This window comes from Amycolatopsis keratiniphila subsp. keratiniphila, from assembly GCF_001620365.2.
In the GTDB taxonomy this organism is placed as follows: Bacteria; Actinomycetota; Actinomycetes; order Mycobacteriales; family Pseudonocardiaceae; genus Amycolatopsis; species Amycolatopsis keratiniphila.
The window spans coordinates 165,621-186,991 of the sequence record NZ_LQMT02000010.1; the positions used below are offsets into that span (position 1 = coordinate 165,621).

Below are 21,371 nucleotides of genomic sequence, written 5' to 3' on the forward strand. Positions count from 1 at the left end.
TCTCACACAAGGTCGGTTAGGGAGTGCGCCACCTTGAGACCACGATCGGCTGACACACATCACGCACACCCGGGAGGCCAGTCGGTTAAGTCGAGGAAGAGGATTCCCCGGTGCGCACGGCTGATCGCGCCGGGAACGGCCAGGCCGCTTCCGCCGCCGATCAGGGCGGGCACGCTGATCGAATGATGCGGCGCGACGAACGGTGGCACGGTGACCAGCGGTTCGGTGCGGGAGAGCGAACCGTCGATCGAATGCACCGCTGTCACCTGCAGCGACTCTTCGGTGGTCAGCCTGGGAAGCAGGCCGGGAAGCCGTTTCGCGAGCAGTGTCTTGCCCACCCCGGGCGGGCCGGTCATGAGCAGGTGATGCCCGCCGGCCGCGGCCACTTCCAGCGCCCATCGCGCTTCCGGCTGCCCCACCACGTCGGCGAGATCGGGTACCCGCGGCGGCTCCTGGACGACGCCCGGCTCGGGGTGGGTGAGCTCGCCTTCGCCCTTGAGCCAGTCCGCGAATTCGCTCAGCCGCGCCACCCCGCCGACTTCCAGGCCGTCCACTAGAGCGGCTTCGAACAACGACTCGGCGGGAACGACAGCCCGCCGGTACCCGGCGTTGCGCGCCGCCAGCAACCCCGGCAGGACCCCGCGGACCGGCCGTACCCGGCCGTCGAGGGCCAGTTCACCGAGCAGCACGGTGTTCAGCAGCTTCGTGGCGGGGACCGAGCCGGTGGCGGCCAGGACCGCCGCCGCGATTCCCAGGTCGTAGCCGGACCCCACCTTCGGCAGATTCGCCGGCGACAGGCCGAGGATCACCCGCTCGTCCGGCCAGGTCCGCCCGGAATTGCGCACGGCGGAACGGACCCTGTCCTTGGCCTCTTTCAGCCCGGTGTCCGGCAGCCCGACCATCGTCACCCTCGGCGATCCGCCGCCGATGTCGGCCTCGATCTCGATCACCTTGCCGTCGACGCCGAGCAGCGCGACGGACCAGGCCTTCGCCAGCGCCATTCAGAACGCCGCCTTGATATGCCGCACCCGGGGCGGGGTATCGGGCGAGGCGACGATCGCGACGATGTCGTAGCGGACCGGGCACCAGCGGATCATGAACTTGCGCTGCCACTGGTACGCGAGGCGGCGGATGCGATCGGCCTTGTCCGGGGTCACCGCCTCGGCCGGGGTGCCGAACTCCAGCCCCGTCCTCGTCTTCACCTCGCAGAAGACGAGGACCTTCCGGTCGGTCGCGATGAGATCCAGCTCGCCGTCACGGCAACGCCAGTTGCGGCTCAGGACGACGTAGCCCTTCTTCTCCAGATGCCGGACCGCGAGATCCTCGCCCCAACGGCCCAGCTCGATACGAGGTGCCCCGGCGGGTGGCCGCTCGGCAATGCTCGTCATCTCGATCCCCCTCAGCGATCGTCACGGTGCGTGTGCGATCAACGCTGCCAGGGTGAGGGGGTGGCGGACAGACCCGATTTCGGCGCCTGTGGACAACCGGGGTGTTGTGGATGGTTGGGTCGTCAGGGGAGCTCATCGGCCGGAATCGTCGGTGGGCTGTGCTATGGGGGCCGTGGCGAGTACGTGAAGGCCCCCTTCACTGCGCTAGACGCAGTGAAGGGGGCCTTCACGTACTTGGAAGGATCAGCCGGAGAACGGTCCGTCTTCGGGTAGCCGGAGATCCGGTTTGTCGAGCTCCTCGACGTTGACGTCCTTGAACGTGATGACCCGGACGTGTTTGACGAACCGGGCGGGCCGGTACATGTCCCAGACCCACGCGTCGGACATGCGGACCTCGAAGTACACCTCGCCGCCACCGTCGCGCACCTGCACGTCGACGGCGTTGGCCAGATAGAACCGCCGCTCGGTCTCCACCACGTACGAGAACTGGCCGACTATGTCGCGATACTCGCGGTAAAGCGAGAGCTCCATCTCGGTCTCGTACTTCTCGAGATCCTCTGCGCTCATGAAATCCGCGCCCCTCCTCGCGATTTTGCTGCTGTTCCAGCGGCGGAGCGTTCATTGTTACCCACGTGAGGGCCGAGGGCACGTATCGGCACGCTCGGGTTTTCCAGTGCCGCGACGGTCAGCACGACCGGGTGAGGCGGCCGCACCCGGTGCGCGGCGGCCGCGGTGGCCACGTTGGCGTACGACCAGCGATGGACCGGACTCGGACCGTGAGTGTCGAGCGCCGCGCTGTGGTCGGTGGTGCTGTACCCCTTGTGCACGTCGAAACCGTAATGCGGGTGGACGTCGTGCAGGTCGCCCATGATCCGGTCCCGGGTGACCTTCGCCAGCACCGAAGCCGCCGCCACGCACGCGACGGCCTTGTCCCCCTTGATCACCGGGACGCTCGGGGCGGGCAGCCCGGACACGCGGAATCCGTCGGTCAGCACGTAACCGGGCGTGCTCCGCAGCGCCGACACGGCACGCCGCATGCCTTCGAGGTTCATGACGTGGATGCCGAACAGGTCGACCTCGGCCGCCGGGATGACGATGACCGAATAGTCGACGGCACGCTGGACGACCCGGTCGTACACGCGGTCGCGGGCCTTGGCCGTGAGCACCTTCGAGTCGGTGAGCTCGGGCAGGCGTGCGGCGTCGCCGGGACGCAGGACGCAGGCGGCCACGACGAGCGGGCCGGCGCAAGCACCGCGCCCTGCCTCGTCGACTCCGGCGACGGGCCCGAGGCCCCGCCGGTCCAGCGCACCCTGCAAACCCCAGAAGAGGTCGCCACGCACCACTGCCCGCGGCGGCCGAAGCGGCTCGGCCGGTGTGAGCGGTACAGGAACTCTCAAGGCCTTACCGCCTCCGGTCGACCGCCTTGCGCACTCCGGCCGACATCCGCCTGCCGAGGAAGAGCACGGGCCACGCCGCGGCGATTCCGACTCCCAGCGGGAGTCCCTGCTGCCAAGCCGGGGCGCCGAGCGCCAGCGGCTGAGCGTTCGCCTGCGGGTTGTGGTCCGAAACGCCACCCCAGCGGCCGGGCGGGAGCACGATGACCCGTGCCTTGCCGATGATGTTGTCCACCGGGACCGCGCCGTTGACCCCACCGCCACCCTGGATACGGGAGTCGCTGGAGTTGTTGCGGTTGTCGCCCATCACCCAGACGTAGCCGACGGGCACCTTGACCGGCTCGAACGTCCGCTCGGTGGGGGCCATGCCCTCTTCCCAGTGGACGTACGGCTCGTCGAGTGCCTTGCCGTCGACGACGACGCGGTTGTTGTCGCAGCACTGGACCGTCTGGCCGCCGACCGCGATGATCCGCTTGACGAAGTCGCGCTCGTCCGGCGGCGCGAACCCGATCAGGGAACCCAGCGTGCGGAATCCGGTGACGAAGATGTTGCTGGACTCCGGCGTGTCGATCTCGCCGACCCAGGCGGGCGGGCCCTTGAAGACCACCACGTCGCCCGGGGCGGGATCGGTGAAGTCGTACGTGATCCGATCGACCAGGATCCGGTCGCCCGTGCATCCCGAGCAGCCGTGCAAAGTGGTCTCCATCGATCCCGAGGGGATCATGTAGACCTTGGCGAGGAACTGCTGGATCAAGATCGTCAGCACGAGGGCGACGACGATCAGGATCGGCAGTTCCTTCCAGAACGACCGCTTCTTGTTGACCTTGCCGAATTTCTTGGAACCGGACCGGCCCCGGCGGGAGGCCCGGGTGGGGCGCTCCTCTTCGGGGCGATCGGGCTCGTCTTCGGAGGTGTTCTGGGACACGGGTTCGACCACGACGCCAGGTTACCTGTAACCGAGTGGCTACCTACTTGGCGGAGGCCGTCTCGCGGTTTTCGCGGCGTTCCTTGATCTTGGCGGCCTTGCCGCGCAGCTCGCGGAGGTAGTACAGCTTCGCCCGGCGGACGTCGCCGCGCTTGAAGACCTCGACCTCGGCGATGTTCGGCGAGTGCACCGGGAAGGTGCGCTCCACGCCGATGCCGAACGACACCTTGCGGACCGTGAAGGTCTCGCGGATGCCGCCGCCCTGGCGACGCAGCACGACGCCCTGGAAGATCTGGTTGCGCTCGCGGTTGCCCTCGATGACGCGGACGTGAACCTTGAGCGTGTCGCCCGGTCGGAAGTCCGGGATGTCGGAACGCAGTGACTGCGCGTCCAGCGCGTCCAGGGTGTTCATCGGTGGTCCGTCCTCGTCTTCGTATGGCTTACGTGCAGCTTGGGCGCGCAGTGTCGGGCACTGCGACCTACCCGGGGGCTGATGGCGTTCCGGTGTACGGCGCCGGCTGCGAAGCCGCGCGTCCACTCACGCCAACCTGTCAAGTATTGCAGACCAGGTCTCAGGTGGTTGACCCGGCCTGGTCGCTGCCCTCGGCCAACCGGTCGAGGACCTTGAGATCGTGCTTGTCGAGACTACCCTCCGGCAGCAGGCCGATCAGTTCGGGCCTGCGCCGTACGGTGCGCTCCAGCGCCTGGTCGCGGCGCCAGCGGTCGATCAGCGCGTGGTTCCCCGAGCGCAGGACGTCGGGGACGGCCAGATCGCGCCAGACCTCCGGCCGGGTGTAGCTGGGTCCTTCGAGAAGACCGTCGGAGAACGAGTCCTCTTCGGCGGAGCGGGCGTTGCCGAGCACTCCGGGCAGCAGCCGGACGACGGCCTCGACCATCACCAGGACCGCGGCCTCGCCGCCGACCAGCACGTAGTCGCCGATGGAGACCTCGTCGACGGGCATCCGACGCGCGGCGTCGTCGATCACCCGCTGGTCGATGCCCTCATAGCGCCCGCAGGCGAACACCAGGTGCTCTTCCGCGGCGTACTGATGGGCCATGGCCTGGGTGAACGGCCGCCCGGCGGGCGTCGGGACCACGAGACGGGTGTTCTCGCCGCAGACGTCGTCCAGGGCGGGGCCCCAGATCTGCGGTTTCATCACCATGCCGGGCCCGCCGCCGTACGGGGCGTCGTCGACGGCGCGGTGGACGTCGTGCGTCCAGTTCCGCAGGTCGTGGACGCCGACCTCGATGAGGCCGCGGTCGATCGCGCGCCCGAGCAACGCGGCGCGGAGCGGATCGAGGTATTCGGGGAAGATCGTGACTACGTCGAGGCGCATCAGGCGTCCAGCAGGCCTTCCGGCGGGTCGAGGACCACGCGGCCGCCGGCGACGTCGACGGCCGGGACGATCGCCTTCACGAACGGCACCAGCACCTCGCGCCCGTCGTGGTCGATCGACAGCAGTTCCCCGGCGGGCGAATGCACGATTTCGCGTACCTTGCCGACGACGGTGCCGTCGGCGAGTTCGGCCCGCAGGCCTTCGAGTTCGTGGTCGTAGAACTCGTCGGGGTCTTCGGTCGGCGGCAGCGCCGAGGTGTCGGCGATCAGCAGCGCGCCGCGGAGGGTCTCCGCGACGTCCCTGGTCAGCACCTCTTCGAAACGCACCAGCAGCCGCCCGCTGTGTTCGCGGGCGGCTGCGATGGTGAGGTCTCTGCTGCTGCCGTCACGCAGCTTCGTCGTGACGGCCGAACCGACCGCGAACCGCTGTTCCGGCGAGTCCGTGCGCACGTCCACCGCGAGTTCCCCGCGGATTCCGTGCGCCTTGGCGATACGGCCGACTACGACGTCCATCCCGTTCTGTCCTTGGTCAGCGATCGGTGTCGACGACGTCCACGCGGACGCCGCGGCCACCGATGCCGCCCATGACGGTGCGCAGGGCGGTCGCGGTACGACCGCCCCGGCCGATCACCTTGCCGAGATCGTCGGGGTGCACGTGCACCTCGAGCGTGCGGCCACGGCGCGTGGTCAGCAGCTCGACCCGGACCTCGTCCGGGTTGTCGACGATCCCGCGCACCAGGTGTTCGAGGGAGTCAGCGAGGAAGCTCACGCCTCGGCCTTGTCACCCTCGGCGGCTTCGGCCTTCTCGGCCTCGGCCTTCTTCGGGGCGGACTTCTTCTTCGGCGTGGTGGCTTCGGCGGAGGCCGAGTCACCGGCGGCCGCGAGCGCGGCGTTGAACAGGTCCTGCTTCGACGGCTTCGGCTCGGCGACCTTCAGGGTGCCCTCGGCGCCCGGGAGGCCCTTGAACTTCTGCCAGTCACCGGTGATCTCAAGGATGCGCTGGACCGGCTCGGTCGGCTGGGCGCCGACGGACAGCCAGTGCTGGGCCCGCTCGGTGTCGACCTCGATGAAGCTCGGCTCTTCCTTGGGGTGGTACTTGCCGATCGTCTCGATGGCCTTGCCATCACGGCGGGTGCGCGCGTCGGCGACGATGATGCGGTAGTACGGCGCACGGATCTTGCCGAGACGCTGCAGCTTGATCTTGACGGCCACGGGTGTGGGTACTCCTCAGTTCTCTCTGATGCATGTGGAAGGCGCACGCCAGCCGAGTGGGGACACGGCTGCGCACACCCGAAGGGTGAGCTCGGGCGCGGTGAGAGGGTCCGGCCAAAGCAGGCAAGCGTACATTCTGCCAGACGCTAATCGGCTGTCAGAACGCGGCTATCCCGAGCGAGGCGAGCAGGATCGTCACGGCCGGGAGGAAGTTGTTCACCTGATGGGCGACCACGCTGCCGAGCAGCCGCCCGGTGAACACCCTGGCCAGCCCGATCGGGATCGCGATCACCAGTAGCAACGTGGTGCGCAGCGGTTCGAGGTGGCTCGCCGCGAAAACGGCCGTGGAGACCAGGAACGCCGCGATCCTCCCCCAGCGTTCGGTGCGCCACGTCAACCGTTCCACCGCGCCCCAGAGCAGGCCGCGGTAGATGATCTCCTCGCAGATCGGCCCGACCAGCCAGAGGTAGATGAACATGACGACGGCCGCCGAGACCGACATCCGCCGATCCTCCACGAGCGCGCTGATCGCCGAGGTCGCGTTCTCGTTGCCGACGATCTGCGTCCAGACGTAGGCGGCGAACGAGGTGAGCCCGAGCCCGAGCACGCCGAGTTTGAGCCCGACCTTGACGTCGGCCCAGCTCCAGCCGATCCGCAGGTCGGTGAACGGGCCGTTGCCCCGCAGCCGGGTGATCAGCAGCGCGACCCCGGCGGCGATCATCGTCGGCACCATGGTGCCCAGCAGCACCATGCGCATCGGCAGGGGCTGGCCGGGCTGGACGTCGCCGAGCAGGACGCTGATGAACGCCGCCGACGCCAGCAGGACGGCCTCCACCAGGAGGAAGGCTCCGAATCCCCAGCGATGCGGCGGTGGCGTGTCGGGCGCGGCCACCTCACCTCCGGCAGTGAGCTCGTCCGGCGGCGCCGCCTCGGGGATCGGCTCCCTTGGCTGAGATACGGTCACGCCGATCCTCCGGTGATCGTTCGGTTACTCAAAGACTCTAACCGCCTGGAGCGGCGATCACCTCGCCGCGAAGAGCAATACAGCCGGTGGGAGGTTGTTGGCCGCGTGCGCGATCACCGACGCGCTCACCCGGCCGGACAGATAGCGGGCGAGGCCGATGGCGATCCCTTGGCCGAACAACGCGATCGTGCGCGCGGCCTCGCCGTGCAACTGGGCGAACACGAGCGCGGTGACCAGCAGGATCACCCACGAGGGCAGGCGATGGAAGCCCATGGCGTTCCACAGCGTGCCGCGGAAGAGCAGTTCTTCGGTGACCGGCGCGGCGAGGACGACGATGACCGCGGCCAGCACCAACCAGATCGTGTCGCCTTCGGTGGTGCCCGAGAGTTCGGTGATCGGTCCGGGCGAGACGTCGGAGAAGGTCCTGTCGTCGCTGTCGGTCCCGTAGACGGCGAGCAGGAGCAGGTTGAGGAGGTAGCCGGCGGCGAGCGCGGCGGCTCCGCAGGCGAGGCCGATCCGGACGTCGCGCCACGTGGGCTTGAGCCCGAAGTCCGTGCGAAGCCCCTGCCCCCAGACGCGAGAACCGACCGCGGGGCCGAGCCCGAGGACGAGGGTCGGCAGGAAGGCGAGGATCAGCAACGGGCCGACGTCACGGAGTTCGAGCGGGTCGTAGCCACCGAAGCGGCCCGACATCAGGAAGCTCATGACGAGCGTGACGAGGTGGTATCCGGCGATGCCCGCGAAGAACGCTACGAATCCCCAGTGCGCTCCGAGCACCAGACGCTCGCGAGCCTGCCCGTCGTCCACCACGCCTCCACGCTAGGTACCGCTCCCGTCACGGATGGAGTCGGGTCAGGCGTAGATCTTGCCACGCAGCACGATGTGGCTCGGATGGCGGAGCACCGCGAGATCCTCACGCGGATCGGACGGGTAGACGAGCAGATCGGCCGAAGCGCCGTCGACGATTCCCGGCACGCCGAGCCAGTCGCGAGCCGCCCACGAAGCCGAAGCCAGCGCCTGCTCAGCGGACATGCCCGCCTTGTGCAGCGCCTCGATCTCGTCGACGAGCCTGCCGTGCTCGACCATGCCGCCCGCGTCGCTGCCCGCGTACACCTGGACACCGGCCTCGATCGCCGTCGAGACCATCTCCCCCACGCCGGCATGCAGCGCGCGCATATGGTCCGCGTACACCGGGTACTTGCCCGCCTTGTCCGCGATGCCGGGGAAGTTCTCGATGTTGATCAGGGTCGGCACGAGCGCGATGCCGCGTTCGGCGAGGACGCCCAGCTGGTCCGCCGAGAGCTCCGTGCCGTGTTCGAGGCAGTCGATCCCCGCGTCGATCAAGCCGGGCAACGCGGCCTGGCCGAACACGTGCGCCGTCACCTTGGCGCCCTCGGCGTGCGCGGCGGCGATGGCCTCGGCGAGGACGTCGTCCGGCCACAGCGGCGCGAGATCGCCGACCCCGCGGTCGATCCAGTCGCCGACGAGCTTGACCCAGCCGTCGCCGTCACGGGCCTGTTCGGCGACCGCCTTCGGCAGCTCGGAAGGGTCTTCGAGTTCGATACCGAGGCCGGGGATGTAGCGCTTGCGCAGGGCGAGATGCCGTCCGGCGCGGATGATCCGCGGCAGGTCGGCGCGCTCCTGCAACGGCCGGACGTCGATGGGCAGCCCGCAGTCGCGGATCAGCAGCGTCCCGGCGTCGCGGTCGGTGATCGCCTGCCCGGCTGCCTCTTCGAGGGTGGTCGCGCCGCCGACCCCGATTCCGGGATGGCAGTGCGCGTCGACCAGGCCGGGAACGAGAAACCCTTCCCGGACAACGGTTTCCGCTCCGGCCACCGGTTCGGTCGTGATCCGGCCGCCGGTGACCCACAGCTCACGATGCTCGCCGTCCGGCAGGACGACGCCGGCCAGGTGCAGCGCCTCCACGGGCTACTTGTCCTTCGGCAGCTTGAACTTCTTCGGGTCGAACCCGGGTACGTCGTTCATGCCGCCGAGCTGCGACAGGTCGGGCATGCCAGCTCCCCCAGGCATCCCGCCACCCGGGGGCAGCATCGGCATGCCGCCGGGGAAGCCGCCACGGACCTTGGGCTGCGTCGGGCCGCGCCCCTTGCCCTTCTTCCCCTTCTTGCCCTTGCGGTTCTTGCTGCCGCCGCCTCCGCCGCCGAAGCCGAAGCGGCCCGCCATCTGCGCCATCATCTTGCGCGCTTCGAAGAACCGGTTGACCAGGTCGTTGACGTCGCGGACGGCGACACCGGACCCCTTCGAGATCCGGACGCGGCGCGAGGCGTTGATGATCTTCGGGTCGGCCCGCTCGGCGGGGGTCATGCCGCGGATGATCGCCTGCAGCTTGTCGAGCTGCTTGTCGTCGACCTGCGCGAGCTGGTCCTTCATCTGCCCCGCGCCGGGCAGCATGCCCAGCAGGTTGCCGATCGGGCCCATCTTGCGGACCGCGAGCATCTGCTCGAGGAAGTCCTCGAGGGTGAGCTGGCCGCTGCCGAGCTTGGCCGCGGTCTGCTCGGCCTTCTCCTGGTCGAAGTGCTGCTCGGCCTGCTCGATGAGGCTGAGCACGTCACCCATGCCGAGGATCCGGCTGGCCATCCGGTCCGGGTGGAAGAGGTCGAAGTCTTCGAGCTTCTCGCCGTTGGAGGCGAACAGGATCGGCTGGCCGGTGACCTGGCGGACCGACAGCGCGGCACCGCCGCGGGCGTCACCGTCGAGCTTGGTGAGCACGACACCGGTGAAGCCGACGCCGTCGCGGAACGCCTCGGCCGTGGTGACCGCGTCCTGACCGATCATCGCGTCGACGACGAACAGCGTCTCGTCCGGGGAAACGGCGTCGCGGATGTCCGCGGCCTGCTTCATCAGCTCTTCGTCGACGCCGAGACGGCCGGCGGTGTCGACCAGGACGATGTCGTGCTGGGCGCGCTTGGCCTCGTCGATGGCGCGGCGGGCGACGTCGACCGGGTCGCCGACGCCGTTGCCCGGCTCGGGCGCGAAGACCGCGACCCCGGCCCGCTCGCCGACGACCTGCAGCTGCGTGACCGCGTTGGGGCGCTGGAGGTCACACGCGACCAGCATCGGCGCGTGGCCCTGCTTCTTCAGCCACATCGCGAGCTTGCCCGCGAGCGTCGTCTTACCGGCACCCTGCAGACCCGCGAGCATGATGACCGTCGGCGGGTTCTTCGCGAACGTGAGCCGCCTGGTCTCGCCGCCGAGGATGGTGACGAGTTCCTCGTTGACGATCTTGATGACCTGCTGCGCCGGGTTCAGCGCGCCGTGCACCTCGGCGCCCTTGGCGCGCTCCTTGATCCGGGCGATGAAGTCCTTCACCACAGACAGCGCGACATCCGCCTCGAGCAGCGCGATCCGGATCTCGCGCGCGGTGGCGTCGATGTCGGCGTCGGAGAGCCTGCCCTTGCGAGACAGGGTCTGCAGGGCGGACGTGAGCCGATCGGAGAGGGTGTCGAACACGGGTGTGCACGCTCCAGCTGGGTCGTTGTGGCTCGCCGGTACGAACCGGCGGCTTCCCAGGGTAGTCGGTGTCCGAGGTCAGCGTTTGACGCGGTTGCGGACGGCCAGCAGGGTCAGTCCGAGCAGCAGCGGCCCGAGGACGCGCATGACCAGCCGCAGGACCTCGCCCAACGGTGTCAGCTCCTTCGGCAGCGTCGCCAGTTTCGTGTCCAGCGAAACGGTGCTCTGGGCGACGTAGATGAGGGTGTCCCCGAAGGCGGGCGTGGTCTTGAAGCCGCCTAACCAGATGCTCGTGCTCACGACGGCTATGAGGACGGCCAGGGTCGCGAGGGCTCTGAGGGCGCGGAGGCCGTAGCCGGAGATGAGCCAGTAGAGGTAGAGGATGAAACGCTCGGACCACGGGGTGGCCGGGCTGTGGCGGCGCATCTCCATCTCGCCGTAGTAGAAGTCGGCGGCGCCGGGCTCGTTCTTGCTGTCTTCCTGTGCCTTGCGGAGCTGCCGGTAGAGGTCGGCGATGCGGCGGGGGCCGACTGGCGCGCTTCGGTCACTTCGCCAGACGTGTTCCTCGGCGAGGACCTGGCGGTTGCGGTACGAGCCGAATGTGCAGGCGCCTTCCAGCCGCAGCTTGTCCAGGTGATGCGCGCCCGCGAAGCGGCAATTCGCCAAGTCGGCGTCGGTGAACACGAGGTCGGCGACGTCCGCTCCCTCGACGGACGTCACGGACGCGGCTCCCGAGACCGTCGAAGCCTTGCCGAACACGGACCTTTCCAAGCCGAGGTTCGAGTGACGGACCAGCCTCAGCGTGACCCCTTCCTCGAATTTGGTCTCGGAACAGTCCATCTCCGGTGATCCGGCGAAGAGGGTCATCCGGCTTCGGAAGGTCGCGCGGCCGAAGTCCAGCCGTTCGGCGCTGACCGGACCGAAACGATCGGCCGCGACGAAGACGGCTCCTCGGAAACGGGCGTCCGAACGGAATCTCACGTCTTCGAACATCGCGTGCCCTTCGAAACAGGCGTCAACGAAGCACGCGTCGTCACCGAACGTGGCGGCGTCGAACATCGCGTCCCCGGCGAACTTGGCACCTAGGAAGCTGGCGCGGTCGTCGAAACGCAGCAAGTTGAACTCGGCTTCGTCTCCGAATTCCGCGCCGTCGAATCGGACCTCATCGGCGAACCCCTGGTCCGAAGAGAACAACGCGGCACTTTCGAACTTCGTCCTACAGAAGGAGGCGCGCCCGTCGAACGATCCGCGTATGAAGTCAGCGGGCCGCTTGAAGACGGCGCCGTCGAAGCAGACAGCCCCCGCGAAGCGCGCGCGAGTGAAGGTTCCTTCCTTGAAGATCGCCCGGTCGAACCCGGTCTCACCGGCGAAGTACGCGCCTTCGAATGTGGCATCGTCGAAAACGACGTCTTCGAATGTCGTCCGGTCTTCGAACCGGCTGCGAAGAAACGAGGCACTGTCACGAAAACCGGCCTTGTCGAAGCTGACGGAGCCCTCGAACACGGCGTCGGTGAAGTCCGCGTCGAAGAACGTGACGTCTTCGAAAACCACGAGCCCGGGAAAGCGTGTCTCGGCGAAATCCGCGCGGCCGAACTCCGCGCGACGGCCGTCGATGCTCCCGACGGCGTCGACGAGTCTCGTGACGAGTTCCCCGGAAAGCGTGGTCCCCCGGAGATCGACTTCGGCGCCGAGCGAGAGACCGCGGAAGTACTCGTCCTGCCGCCCGGGTTCGAGATGCTCGAGACAGTGATCGAAGTCGAGGACGCGCACGCCGCGGCAGTCCTCGCGCTCGCATGACGGCCAAGCCTCGCCCATGCGTCATTACTAGCGCAGAAAACAGGGCTCCGGGACCGGTCGCCCCTCGCAGACCGGTACCGGAGCCCCTACGGAAGGCTCGCCTCCCCGCGAGCCGACCGTAAGCACACTTGGCGAGCTTCGCGGGACTCGGTATCGCCGGACCCCCAGTACCAGGCGATTCGCTGCCCGCGCTCTCTCCGCGCGATGGCATAACCATGCCCGGTCACCCTGGGGTCACGGCAGCGTGAAGACCCCCAACTCCCCCTGAGTAGATCTACTCAACTGGTCTTGGCCGACGACGCCGACGACGAAGCCCGCTTCGCCCGCGTCCGCGCCTGGCGTGCCTTGTCCGCCGCTTCCTTGGCCTTCTCGACCGGGCCCTGCTGCAAGGCGGCCAGCAGCCGCGTCACACCTTCCGCCTGTTCGGCGGCGGTGGGCTGGAGGACGTCGTCGCCGTCCAGCTTGGCCTGGATGAGTGCTTCGAGCGCCTCACGGTAGTGATCGGTGTACCGGCCGGGCTCGAAATCCTGTGTGAGGTCTTCGATCAGCGAGACCGCGTTCCGCAGTTCCCCGCGCCGCAGGTCGACGTCCTCGTGCAGGAACGGGAAGTCCGGCCGCCGGATCTCGTCGGGCCACAGCATCGTCTCGAGCAGGATCACCTGGTCCCGCACGCGCAGCGCGCCCAGCGTCTCGCGCTGCCGCAAGGTCACCTTCACGATCGCGATCCGCCCGGACTGCTGCAGCGCCTCGCTCAACAGCACATAGGGCTTGGTGCCCGCCGGCTCCGGTTCCAGGTAGTAGCTGCGCGCGAAGTACATCGGGTCGACCTGGTCGGCCGGGGTGAAGCCGACGACGTCCATCGACTGGGTGGTCGGTGCGAGCAGCGACGCGAAGTCGCCGGCGGTCAGCAGGACGACGTCGCCGTTGGGGACGGGATACCCCTTCGCGATCTCGGCCGTGGGCACCTCGGCGCCGTCGACCTCGCAGACCCACTTCACCCGCACCCGGCCGCCGTCCGCCTCGTGCACCTGGTGGAGGGGGATGTTGTGCTCTTCGGTCGCGCTGTACGCCTTCACCGGAATGGCGTAGGTCCCGAATCCGATCGTGCCTTTCCACACCGCGCGCATGGCCCACCTCCGCCTGGTCAGCGTATCCACGCGCCGAAGCGGCGGGACAGCTACAAACGGGTGTCAGGGGCCACTGAATCGCTCACACATTCGAATGACGGGCGCGATTCGGCGAGTGCCTCGGCCGAACAGTCGACAGCGGTGGCCGCCGCACGGAGCACTTCGGCGACCACCTCGACGTCGACCATCGGGGCGGTGGCCAGCGCGCCTTCGCCGCCCCCTTCGACGCGGCCCGCCATGCCTTCGAGCGCGATGGCCAGCGCCTGCTGGCCCGCGACGAGGTGCCGGACCACTTTGAGCAGTTCGGGCACGGTCGCGGCGGTACCGGAAGCGGTGAGGGAGACGGCGAGGTCGTCCGCGCACGCGCGCAGATGGGAGGCGACGACGGTCGGCGGCAGCGTGATCCGCTGCGGTCCGGGCGGGTTCTGCTCGTGCTCCAGCACGCGCTCACCGCCCTCCGGCTCCTTCGGGTCTCGACCGCGCACATCCTGCCACCGCTACCCTCCGCGACTCGCACGACACCCCGAACCCGAGGTCAGCCGTAACCGAGCAGGACCACCGCGGCCGCCGCCAGGACCAATCCCGCCGATCGCACGGGGCCGGGCCGCTCACGGAGCGCCACGGCAGCCGCACGCCGTTCCATCGCCGGATGACGATCGGGAGGATCGCCGAAGTCGCCGCCAGGCTGCTCGCCACGACCGGCCAGAGACCGGCTTCCGGTACCGCCTGCGCCAGCGCGAGATACTGGACGGCGAATCCGGCGCTGGCGATCAGCGCGTCCCGGACCGAGGACTTCGCGCCTTCCGCGTCACCCGCGCCGGAGCGCGAAACGGCCATCAGCGCGACGACCGCCAGCCCGATCCCGGCGAACCCCGGCACCGAGGGCCATCGACGGATCCGCCGTCGTGAACAGCAATACGGCACCGAGCATGAACAAGAAGCCGCCCACCTGGCCGGCGAACGCGACGGCGGCGAACTCGGCCCGCCTGGCCAGGAGCCCGCCCGCGAAGTCGACGAATCCGTAACAGAGGGCGGATCCCAGCGCGAGCAGAGTGGGATCAGGCATGGCGCTCGCCTACCCGGCGGGCGGCGTCCCCAAACGATCAGGCAGGCGCCTCAGGAAGCGGCCGCCAGCAGTGCCGCTTCGACCTTCGACCGCCACGCCTGGTCGATCCGGCCGCTCCGCGGCACCACGGCGAACGAGTCGACGACGGCACCGCCGAGCGTGGCCACCTTCGCCCACCGCACCTCGGCCTCGCACCGGCGCAACGCGCCCGCGACCCGGTACAGCAGCCCGATCCGGTTCGCGGCCCGCAGTTCGACGACGACGGTGTCGCGCCCGCTGGTCTCGTCGTCGAACCAGATCACCTTCGCCCCGGCCGGCGGCGCCTCCCCTCCGCCGTAGTCCCGTTCCTTCGCCGCGAGCCGCTGGGTGAGCGGCAGCGTCCCCGCCACCGCCCGTGCGAACTGCTCCCGCAGCAGCGTGACGTCGGGCAGCGAGCCGAACTTCGGTGACGCCGTGAAGACTCCCGCCCGTCCCCCGTCGTGCCCGCGCAGCACCGCCGCGTGGACTTCGAGCGAGTTCAGCGCGAGCACACCGGCCGCGGGGGCCAGCAGTTCCGCGCGGGCCGGGACGGCGAGCACCACCGTCACCACCTTGCCGGCGGCGGTGATCCGCACCTCGCCGCGGCCGGACGCGACGGCTTCGGCGACGAGCTCCCGCTGTTCGGCACCCATCGGCTCCGGCGGCACGAAACCCTTGCCGTGTAACGCTTCTTCGCAGCCGGACACCAGTTCGGCGAGCAGGCGCGCCTTCCAGTCCGTCCACACGCCCGGCCCGGTGGCCAGCGAATCGGCCGTCGTCAGGGCGTGCAGCAGTTCCAGCAGGACGAGATTGTCGTCGAGGGTCTTGGTGACCCGCTGGATCGTGGCGGGATCGCTGATGTCCCGCCGCGTCGCGGTATGCGGCAGCAACAGGTGATGCCGCACCATCGCCGCCACCAGCGCCGAATCGGCGGGCGACAACCCCAGCCGGGCCGCCACCTGTGCGCTGATCTTCGCGCCGAGTTCGGAGTGGTCCGCGTCGCGGCCCTTGCCGATGTCGTGCAGCAACGCGCCGATCAGCAGCAGATCCGGCCGCGAAACGGTGGTCGTCAGCTTCGACGCCTCGACCGCGGCCCGCACGAGATGCCGGTCGACCGTCCACGAGTGCACCGGCGACCTCGGCGGGAGATCCCGCACCGCACCCCATTCGGGGAACAACCGAGCCCACAGGCCGGTGCGGTCAAGTGCCTCCACGGCGTCGACGAGTCCCTCGCCCGCGCCGAGCAGTTCCACCAGCGCCTTGAGGGCGTCGGCGGGCCACGGCGCGCGCAGTTCCGGCGCCGTTTCGGCGAGCGCCCGCAAGGTCCCGTGCGCGATGGGCTTGCGGATCCGGGCCGACGCCGCGGCGACCCGCAGCAACAGGGCCGGATCCTTGGCGGGCAGGGCGTCCCGCGCCAGCGCGACCTCGTTCCCGTGCAGGACGACACCCTCGTCGAGCGGCGTCCGCACCGGACGGCGGCCGAACCGCGCCTTCGGTGGTTCCACAGTGGACCGGAGCGCGACGTCGACCGCGTACGCGATCGTCCGCCCCGCACCGGAAAGCTTGCGCGCCAAGGTGAACCGATCGCCGAAGCCGAGTTCGCCCGCGACCGTCTCGGCTTCCGGCGCGCTGAGGATGTCCCGCTCCCGGCGCAGTTCGCGCCGCAGTTCCGTCCGGACGTCGAGCAGCAGACTCTTGGCCGCGAGCAGTTCCTCGCCGGGCCTCGCCGTGAGCTGTGCCGCCGCCAGCGCTTCGAGAACGGCGAAGTCGCGAAGCCCGCCCCTGCCGTGTTTGAGATCCGGCTCGGCTGACTGCGCGATCTCGCCGCTGCGGGCCCAGCGCTGACGCACCGCGTCCGACAGTTCGTCCATCCGTTTCCGGGCGGTCCTCCGCCACTGGTCCCGTGCCGCGGCCGCCAGCCTGGCGGTGATCTCGGCGTCCCCGGAGATGTGCCGGATGTCGAGCAGCCCCATCGCGGTCCGCAGATCCTCCGACGCCACCTTCAGCGCCTCACCCGGAGTGCGGACCGAGTGATCGAGGCCGATCTTGGCGTCCCACAGCGGGTACCAGATCGCGTCGGCGATCTCGCCGACGCGCGAGTTGCCGTTGTGCAGCAACAACAGATCGAGGTCGGAGAAGGGCACCAGTTCGCTGCGCCCCAGGCCGCCGACGGCGGCCAGCGCGACACCGGGTTCAGCGGTGTCGACGCCGGCCGCCGAGGCGCCCTTGCCCAACCAGAATTCGTAGAGGTCGACGCACGCCGCGCGCAACGCGGCCGCCCCTAACCTCCCGTGCCTGCCCTCGAGCAACCGCTCGGTGGCCTTGACCAGCTCACCCCCGTCGGCCATCGTGGGCGCCTATAGGGCGTCCGAGCCGCGCTCGCCGGTGCGTACCCGGATGACCGTCTCCACCGGCGTCACCCAGATCTTCCCGTCCCCGATCTTGCCGGTGTGTGCGGCCGTGGTGATCGCGTCGAGGACCTTCTCGACGTTGGAATCGTCGGTGACGACCTCGACCCGCAGCTTCGCCACGAAGTCCACGGAGTACTCCGCACCCCGGTAGACCTCGGTGTGGCCCTTCTGCCTGCCGTAGCCCTGTACCTCACTGACCGTCATGCCGAGCACGCCCAGCTGCTCCAGCGAGGAGCGGACGTCGTCGAGCGTGAACGGCTTGACGATCGCGGTGATCAGCTTCATGCCTTGCTCTCCTCGAGTTTCGTGGCCGCGGTTGACGTCTTGACCGGGATGGAGCTCGGCTGGCCGAGGCCGCCGCCCGAACCGGTGAAGTCGTACGCGCTCTCCGCGTGCTGGGCCTCATCGATACCACTGACCTCGTCCTCCGCGCTGACACGGAACCCGCCGAGCTTCTTGATCACCCAGCCGATGACGAAGGTCAGCACGAACGAGTAGCCGAGGACCACGGCCGCCGCGAGCGCCTGCTTGCCCAGCTGGCCGAGGCCGCCGCCGTAGAAAAGGCCGTCGACGCCGAGCGAGTTGACGCTGGTGGTGCCGAAGAAGCCGATGAGCAGCGTGCCGACGAGACCACCCACGAGGTGGACGCCGACGACGTCGAGGGAGTCGTCGAAACCGAAGCGGAACTTGAGGCTGATCGCCAGGGCGCACAGGGCACCGGCGATGAGACCGATGGCGATCGCACCCAGCGGGCTGACGAAACCGGCCGCCGGGGTGATCGCGACGAGACCCGCGACGGCACCGGAGGCGGCGCCGAGGGTGGTCGGCTTGCCGACCTTGATCTGCTCGATGATCAGCCAGCCGAGCACGGCGGCCGCGGTCGCGACGGTGGTGTTGGTGAACGCGACGGCGGCGAGGTCGTTGGCGGCCAGCGCCGAGCCGGCGTTGAAGCCGTACCAGCCGAACCACAGCAGCGCGGCGCCGAGGAGGACGAACGGCACGTTGTGCGGGCGTCCGGTGCCCTTCGGCCAGCCCTTGCGCTTGCCGAGAACGATCGCGAGGGCGAGACCCGCCGCACCGGCGTTGATGTGGACCGCGGTACCGCCGGCGAAGTCGAGCGCCTTGAGCTGGTTGGCGATCCAGCCGCCGACCGAATCGGCGCTGATGAAGCCGTTGAACGAGAACACCCAGTGCGCGACCGGGAAGTACACGATGGTCACCCACACCGCGACGAACAGCGTCCAGCCCCAGAACTTGGCGCGGTCGGCGATGGCACCGGAGATCAGCGCGGGCGTGATGATCGCGAACATCAGCTGGAACATCACGAAGGCGAACAGCGGCAACGCGTCCGCGCCGGGCCAGGCGACCTCGGGCGTGGTGCTGGTCGCGGCGGTCGCGAACCCGGCGAGCTTGCCGGAGATGGTCGAGAGCCCCGCGAAGTCGAAGTTGCCGAGCAACCCGCCGCCCACGTCGTTGCCGAACGCCATCGTGAAGCCGTACAGCGTCCAGAGGACACCGACTACGGCGAGCGCGATGAAGTTCATCATCAACATGTTCAGAACGCTCTTCGCGCGGACCATGCCGCCGTAGAAGAACGCCAATCCCGGTGTCATGAGCATGACCAGCGCGGCGCTGATCAACACCCATGCGGTGTCTCCTGCGTTCAGCACAATCTTCCTCCCGTGCCTGGGGTGTACTGCGCAGGAATTTTTGGACCGGGGTGTTTCCTCGGGCGGCGATTCAGGTTTCACCCTCGTGAACTGTCGGTACGGCGTTGTTACGGCCAGGTTTCCGGTCACCTGGTGCGTTCTGTCCGGTTGCGAAACCTCGTGGTCGAATAGGGCCATGAACGCGCGTGTATCCGGCCATGACCCTCTGCCACCGGCGATCGTCCGGTCGTTGCGGTGTTCGGTCTGCGGTGACCCGGTCGGGTTAACCGAACGCACGGTGCGTTGCGATCGGGGCCACTCCTTCGACGTGGCGAAGCAGGGTTACGTCAACCTTCTGCATGCACGCATCCCGGCGGGGACCGCGGACACGGCACCGATGGTCGCGGCCCGTGCCGACCTTCTGTCGTCGGGCGTTTACCTGCCCCTCGCCGACGCTCTCGCGAAGGTGGCTTCGGAGCACGTCGAGAACGGGATGGTCATCGACGCCGGCGCGGGCACGGGGTACTACCTCGCGCATGTGCTCGACGCCGTCCCCGCCGCGTACGGACTGGCGCTCGACGTCTCCGCCGTCGCCCTGCGCCGGGCCGCTCGCGCGCACGCGCGCGCGGGCGCGGCCGTGTGGAATCTATGGGAGCCCTGGCCGGTGGCGGATTCGAGCGCGTCGCTGATCCTCAACGTCTTCGCGCCCCGCAACGCCTCGCAGTTCCACCGCGTCCTGACCGAGGACGGACTGCTGGTGGTCGCGACCCCGAACCCCGGTCACCTCCGGGAACTGGGCGATCTGGTGATCTCCGTCGACGGCGGCAAGGACGCGCGGCTGGAGGACACCCTCGGCGAACGCTTCACCAGGGTGGACCGGCGCGAGGTCACCCAGGAGGTGACGTTGGCGCCCGACCGGATCCGCCAGGTGGTGGAGATGGGCCCGAGCGCTCACCACCTCCACCGCGACGGCAGGCGTGAACGCCTCGACGCGATCACCGGACCGGTCGACGTCACCACTTCGTTCAGCGTCACGCTCTACCGGCCGGTGTCCTGATGGAGGCACCCGCGACCCTGCTCGCCGACGCCGCCTGGGTCAGCGCCCGCATCGGCGGCGCCGCGAAGCTCTACGGCTGCTCCCTGCCCGAAGTGCTCGGCACGATCTGGTGGTACTCGCTCTCCTCCGTTCTCGTCGCGCCCTCGGTGGAATCCCTCGTACGCGGCGATCCCTTGGACCCGTCACTCGACGCGATCACGATCGACCTCGTCCCGGACGGCCGGTTCACCGGCGCCAGGTCGTCCCGGGCCCTCGACGGCGGCCTGGCCGAGCTCGGCGCCGCGTTCGCCGGAACGCTGAGCACCGCGATCGGCACGATTTCGGCTGTCACCAAAGCGAATCCGCGTGCCCTGGGCGCGATCGCGACGGATTCCATCGGCAACCGCCTGCTGTGGACCGGCGACACCGAACGGGCGATCGCGCTGGCGGGGCCGCTCGTGGCCGCGATCGGGCTCGGGCTGCCGGAACCGCGGTTCACCCGGGTCGGGCGGAACACGGTGGTGCGCCGTGCTTCCTGTTGCCTGATCTACGAGGCGGGCAACCCGAAGTGCACCAGTTGCCCTCGGCAAACCCCGGAGGAACGGGACCGGCGGCTTCGCGCCGCTCTCGGATGATTCCTCTACGGGGCAAGACGAATTGACTGGGCTTTCGGTTCATTGATGAAGGATTTGGGACACTGAACGTCCCAAAATCTTCACCGACAACGCTCGACCCGGTCTGGAACAGAGCGAATCCCGCTCACACAGGTCAGACGTAGATCAACAAACATTGGTCCTCCTCGAGGGCCTCGTGGTCCCCTCAAGGATGCCTTCACGGACTGGGAACACAGGCGCGGCGTGAGCAAAGACGTGACTCGCGTGATCAGGGACGTGACTCGCGTGATCGGAGGCCGCACTCGGGGTGTTCCGCCGCTGATCACACGAGTTTCGGCTTCGATCACGTGAGTGCGGTCTCGCGTGGGTCGTGAGTGGCGATTCGGCTTAGAACCCGAATCGCCACTCACGACCAACCCGACCCGCGCGCTTCAGGCCCACCAACGCAGTTCTGTGACCAATGGGGCCCGTGAGACATCCCGCCTCATCCGGCGGCGAGATTTTCACCGGTCAACGCGGCCACCATCGCCGCCCGTGAACCGACCCCCAGTTTGGTGAAGATCCGGCGCATATGCGCGGAAACCGTGTTCAAACTGATTTCCAGTACGCCGGCGATCTGCTTGTTCGTATAGCCACGCCCGACCATGCGCGCCACTTCGTGTTCGCGCGGGCTGAGCAGGTCGTGTGGTTCCGGCGCCACCGGGACGAGCAGGCATCTGACGCCGTGTTCGGTGACGTCGAGCAGCGGCTTCCGCTGCACGGAGCCCCCGTCGTTCAGTTCCATGACACGTCTGACGAGTGATCTCGCCAGCTTTCGTACGGCTTCGTCCTCCGTGACGACCGTCGCCCGCTGCCGCGCGAGATCGTGTAGCGACGACGCAGGAAATCCCATCACCGGGCTCGTGGACATAGACCGGCCTCCCCCCTCTAGGTCTCCCTCCTTCTCTAGCAAACCCCTCCGAC

Annotated in this window: 24 protein-coding genes and 1 pseudogene; 2 read left to right on the top strand and 23 right to left on the bottom strand. The window is 68.8% G+C overall.

The window, feature by feature from the left end; genetic code table 11:
• Positions 1 to 89: 89 nt before the first annotated feature.
• From AVR91_RS08995 to AVR91_RS09100, 22 genes and pseudogenes are all read right to left on the bottom strand, one after another.
• Positions 90 to 1,001, bottom strand: a pseudogene (locus AVR91_RS08995) (YifB family Mg chelatase-like AAA ATPase); the annotation flags it as partial.
• A complete protein-coding gene (locus tag AVR91_RS09000) occupies positions 1,002 to 1,388 on the bottom strand; it encodes a YraN family protein (protein WP_063271555.1) in 387 nt (128 codons plus the stop codon).
• Between the two features lie 243 nt (positions 1,389 to 1,631).
• Positions 1,632 to 1,955, bottom strand: coding sequence for a DUF2469 domain-containing protein (locus AVR91_RS09005; RefSeq protein ID WP_003096226.1), 324 nt, complete (start codon positions 1,953 to 1,955; stop codon positions 1,632 to 1,634).
• Positions 1,952 to 2,731, bottom strand: coding sequence for a ribonuclease HII (locus tag AVR91_RS09010; protein WP_063271554.1), 780 nt, complete (start codon positions 2,729 to 2,731; stop codon positions 1,952 to 1,954). The genes AVR91_RS09005 and AVR91_RS09010 overlap by 4 nt, the downstream gene beginning before the upstream one ends.
• Before the next feature lie 58 nt (positions 2,732 to 2,789).
• The gene (gene lepB / locus AVR91_RS09015) at positions 2,790 to 3,719 is read right to left on the bottom strand and encodes a signal peptidase I (RefSeq protein WP_063271553.1); all 930 of its coding nucleotides are present in this window, start codon (positions 3,717 to 3,719) and stop codon (positions 2,790 to 2,792) included.
• Positions 3,720 to 3,750: 31 nt separating this feature from the next.
• The gene (rplS, locus tag AVR91_RS09020; protein WP_063271552.1) at positions 3,751 to 4,119 is read right to left on the bottom strand and encodes a 50S ribosomal protein L19; all 369 of its coding nucleotides are present in this window, start codon (positions 4,117 to 4,119) and stop codon (positions 3,751 to 3,753) included.
• Positions 4,120 to 4,279: 160 nt separating this feature from the next.
• Positions 4,280 to 5,044, bottom strand: coding sequence for a tRNA (guanosine(37)-N1)-methyltransferase TrmD (gene trmD / locus AVR91_RS09025; protein WP_016336231.1), 765 nt, complete (start codon positions 5,042 to 5,044; stop codon positions 4,280 to 4,282).
• Positions 5,044 to 5,556, bottom strand: a complete 513-nt coding sequence (gene rimM / locus AVR91_RS09030) for a ribosome maturation factor RimM (protein WP_063271551.1) — start codon at positions 5,554 to 5,556, stop codon at positions 5,044 to 5,046. The genes trmD and rimM overlap by 1 nt, the downstream gene beginning before the upstream one ends.
• 16 nt (positions 5,557 to 5,572) lie before the next feature.
• The gene (locus AVR91_RS09035) at positions 5,573 to 5,812 is read right to left on the bottom strand and encodes an RNA-binding protein (protein WP_003103110.1); all 240 of its coding nucleotides are present in this window, start codon (positions 5,810 to 5,812) and stop codon (positions 5,573 to 5,575) included.
• A complete protein-coding gene (rpsP, locus tag AVR91_RS09040; RefSeq protein WP_037342314.1) occupies positions 5,809 to 6,255 on the bottom strand; it encodes a 30S ribosomal protein S16 in 447 nt (148 codons plus the stop codon). The genes AVR91_RS09035 and rpsP overlap by 4 nt, the downstream gene beginning before the upstream one ends.
• Before the next feature lie 157 nt (positions 6,256 to 6,412).
• Positions 6,413 to 7,219: a CPBP family intramembrane glutamic endopeptidase gene (locus AVR91_RS09045; RefSeq protein ID WP_063271550.1), complete on the bottom strand. Its 807-nt coding sequence runs from the start codon at positions 7,217 to 7,219 to the stop codon at positions 6,413 to 6,415.
• A gap of 57 nt (positions 7,220 to 7,276) precedes the next feature.
• On the bottom strand, positions 7,277 to 8,026 hold the full coding sequence (locus tag AVR91_RS09050; RefSeq protein WP_083715735.1) for a CPBP family intramembrane glutamic endopeptidase: 750 nt from the start codon (positions 8,024 to 8,026) through the stop codon (positions 7,277 to 7,279).
• A gap of 45 nt (positions 8,027 to 8,071) precedes the next feature.
• Positions 8,072 to 9,145, bottom strand: coding sequence for an amidohydrolase family protein (locus AVR91_RS09055; RefSeq protein ID WP_063271548.1), 1,074 nt, complete (start codon positions 9,143 to 9,145; stop codon positions 8,072 to 8,074).
• 3 nt (positions 9,146 to 9,148) lie between these two features.
• On the bottom strand, positions 9,149 to 10,690 hold the full coding sequence (ffh, locus tag AVR91_RS09060; protein WP_063271547.1) for a signal recognition particle protein: 1,542 nt from the start codon (positions 10,688 to 10,690) through the stop codon (positions 9,149 to 9,151).
• A gap of 78 nt (positions 10,691 to 10,768) precedes the next feature.
• Complete coding sequence (locus tag AVR91_RS09065) at positions 10,769 to 12,505, bottom strand: pentapeptide repeat-containing protein (protein WP_063271546.1); 1,737 nt, start codon at positions 12,503 to 12,505, stop codon at positions 10,769 to 10,771.
• 260 nt (positions 12,506 to 12,765) lie between these two features.
• Positions 12,766 to 13,614 carry a non-homologous end joining protein Ku gene (gene ku, locus AVR91_RS09070; RefSeq protein ID WP_063271545.1) on the bottom strand — a complete coding sequence of 283 codons (849 nt, stop codon included), beginning with the start codon at positions 13,612 to 13,614 and terminating at the stop codon, positions 12,766 to 12,768.
• A 50-nt stretch (positions 13,615 to 13,664) separates the two neighbouring features.
• Positions 13,665 to 14,057, bottom strand: coding sequence for a hypothetical protein (locus tag AVR91_RS09075; protein WP_063271544.1), 393 nt, complete (start codon positions 14,055 to 14,057; stop codon positions 13,665 to 13,667).
• A gap of 4 nt (positions 14,058 to 14,061) precedes the next feature.
• Complete coding sequence (locus AVR91_RS09080) at positions 14,062 to 14,493, bottom strand: hypothetical protein (protein ID WP_072030707.1); 432 nt, start codon at positions 14,491 to 14,493, stop codon at positions 14,062 to 14,064.
• The gene (locus tag AVR91_RS09085; protein WP_063271542.1) at positions 14,423 to 14,680 is read right to left on the bottom strand and encodes a hypothetical protein; all 258 of its coding nucleotides are present in this window, start codon (positions 14,678 to 14,680) and stop codon (positions 14,423 to 14,425) included. The genes AVR91_RS09080 and AVR91_RS09085 overlap by 71 nt, the downstream gene beginning before the upstream one ends.
• Positions 14,681 to 14,730: 50 nt before the next feature.
• Positions 14,731 to 17,046, bottom strand: coding sequence for a [protein-PII] uridylyltransferase (locus AVR91_RS09090; RefSeq protein ID WP_063271541.1), 2,316 nt, complete (start codon positions 17,044 to 17,046; stop codon positions 14,731 to 14,733).
• A gap of 9 nt (positions 17,047 to 17,055) precedes the next feature.
• On the bottom strand, positions 17,056 to 17,394 hold the full coding sequence (locus AVR91_RS09095; protein ID WP_038509839.1) for a P-II family nitrogen regulator: 339 nt from the start codon (positions 17,392 to 17,394) through the stop codon (positions 17,056 to 17,058).
• A complete protein-coding gene (locus tag AVR91_RS09100) occupies positions 17,391 to 18,779 on the bottom strand; it encodes an ammonium transporter (protein ID WP_016336241.1) in 1,389 nt (462 codons plus the stop codon). The genes AVR91_RS09095 and AVR91_RS09100 overlap by 4 nt, the downstream gene beginning before the upstream one ends.
• A 175-nt stretch (positions 18,780 to 18,954) precedes the next feature.
• Between AVR91_RS09100 and AVR91_RS09105 the strand changes: the two genes are divergently transcribed.
• Together AVR91_RS09105 and AVR91_RS09110 are read left to right on the top strand one after the other, a co-directional pair.
• Entirely contained in the window at positions 18,955 to 19,815 is an 861-nt protein-coding gene (locus AVR91_RS09105; protein ID WP_063823096.1) for a putative RNA methyltransferase, read from the top strand.
• Positions 19,815 to 20,429: a (2Fe-2S)-binding protein gene (locus AVR91_RS09110; protein ID WP_063271540.1), complete on the top strand. Its 615-nt coding sequence runs from the start codon at positions 19,815 to 19,817 to the stop codon at positions 20,427 to 20,429. The genes AVR91_RS09105 and AVR91_RS09110 overlap by 1 nt, the downstream gene beginning before the upstream one ends.
• Positions 20,430 to 20,892: 463 nt before the next feature.
• Here the strand turns inward: AVR91_RS09110 and AVR91_RS09115 are convergent, their stop codons facing one another.
• On the bottom strand, positions 20,893 to 21,192 hold the full coding sequence (locus AVR91_RS09115) for a helix-turn-helix domain-containing protein (RefSeq protein WP_043848303.1): 300 nt from the start codon (positions 21,190 to 21,192) through the stop codon (positions 20,893 to 20,895).
• Positions 21,193 to 21,371 lie beyond the last annotated feature (179 nt).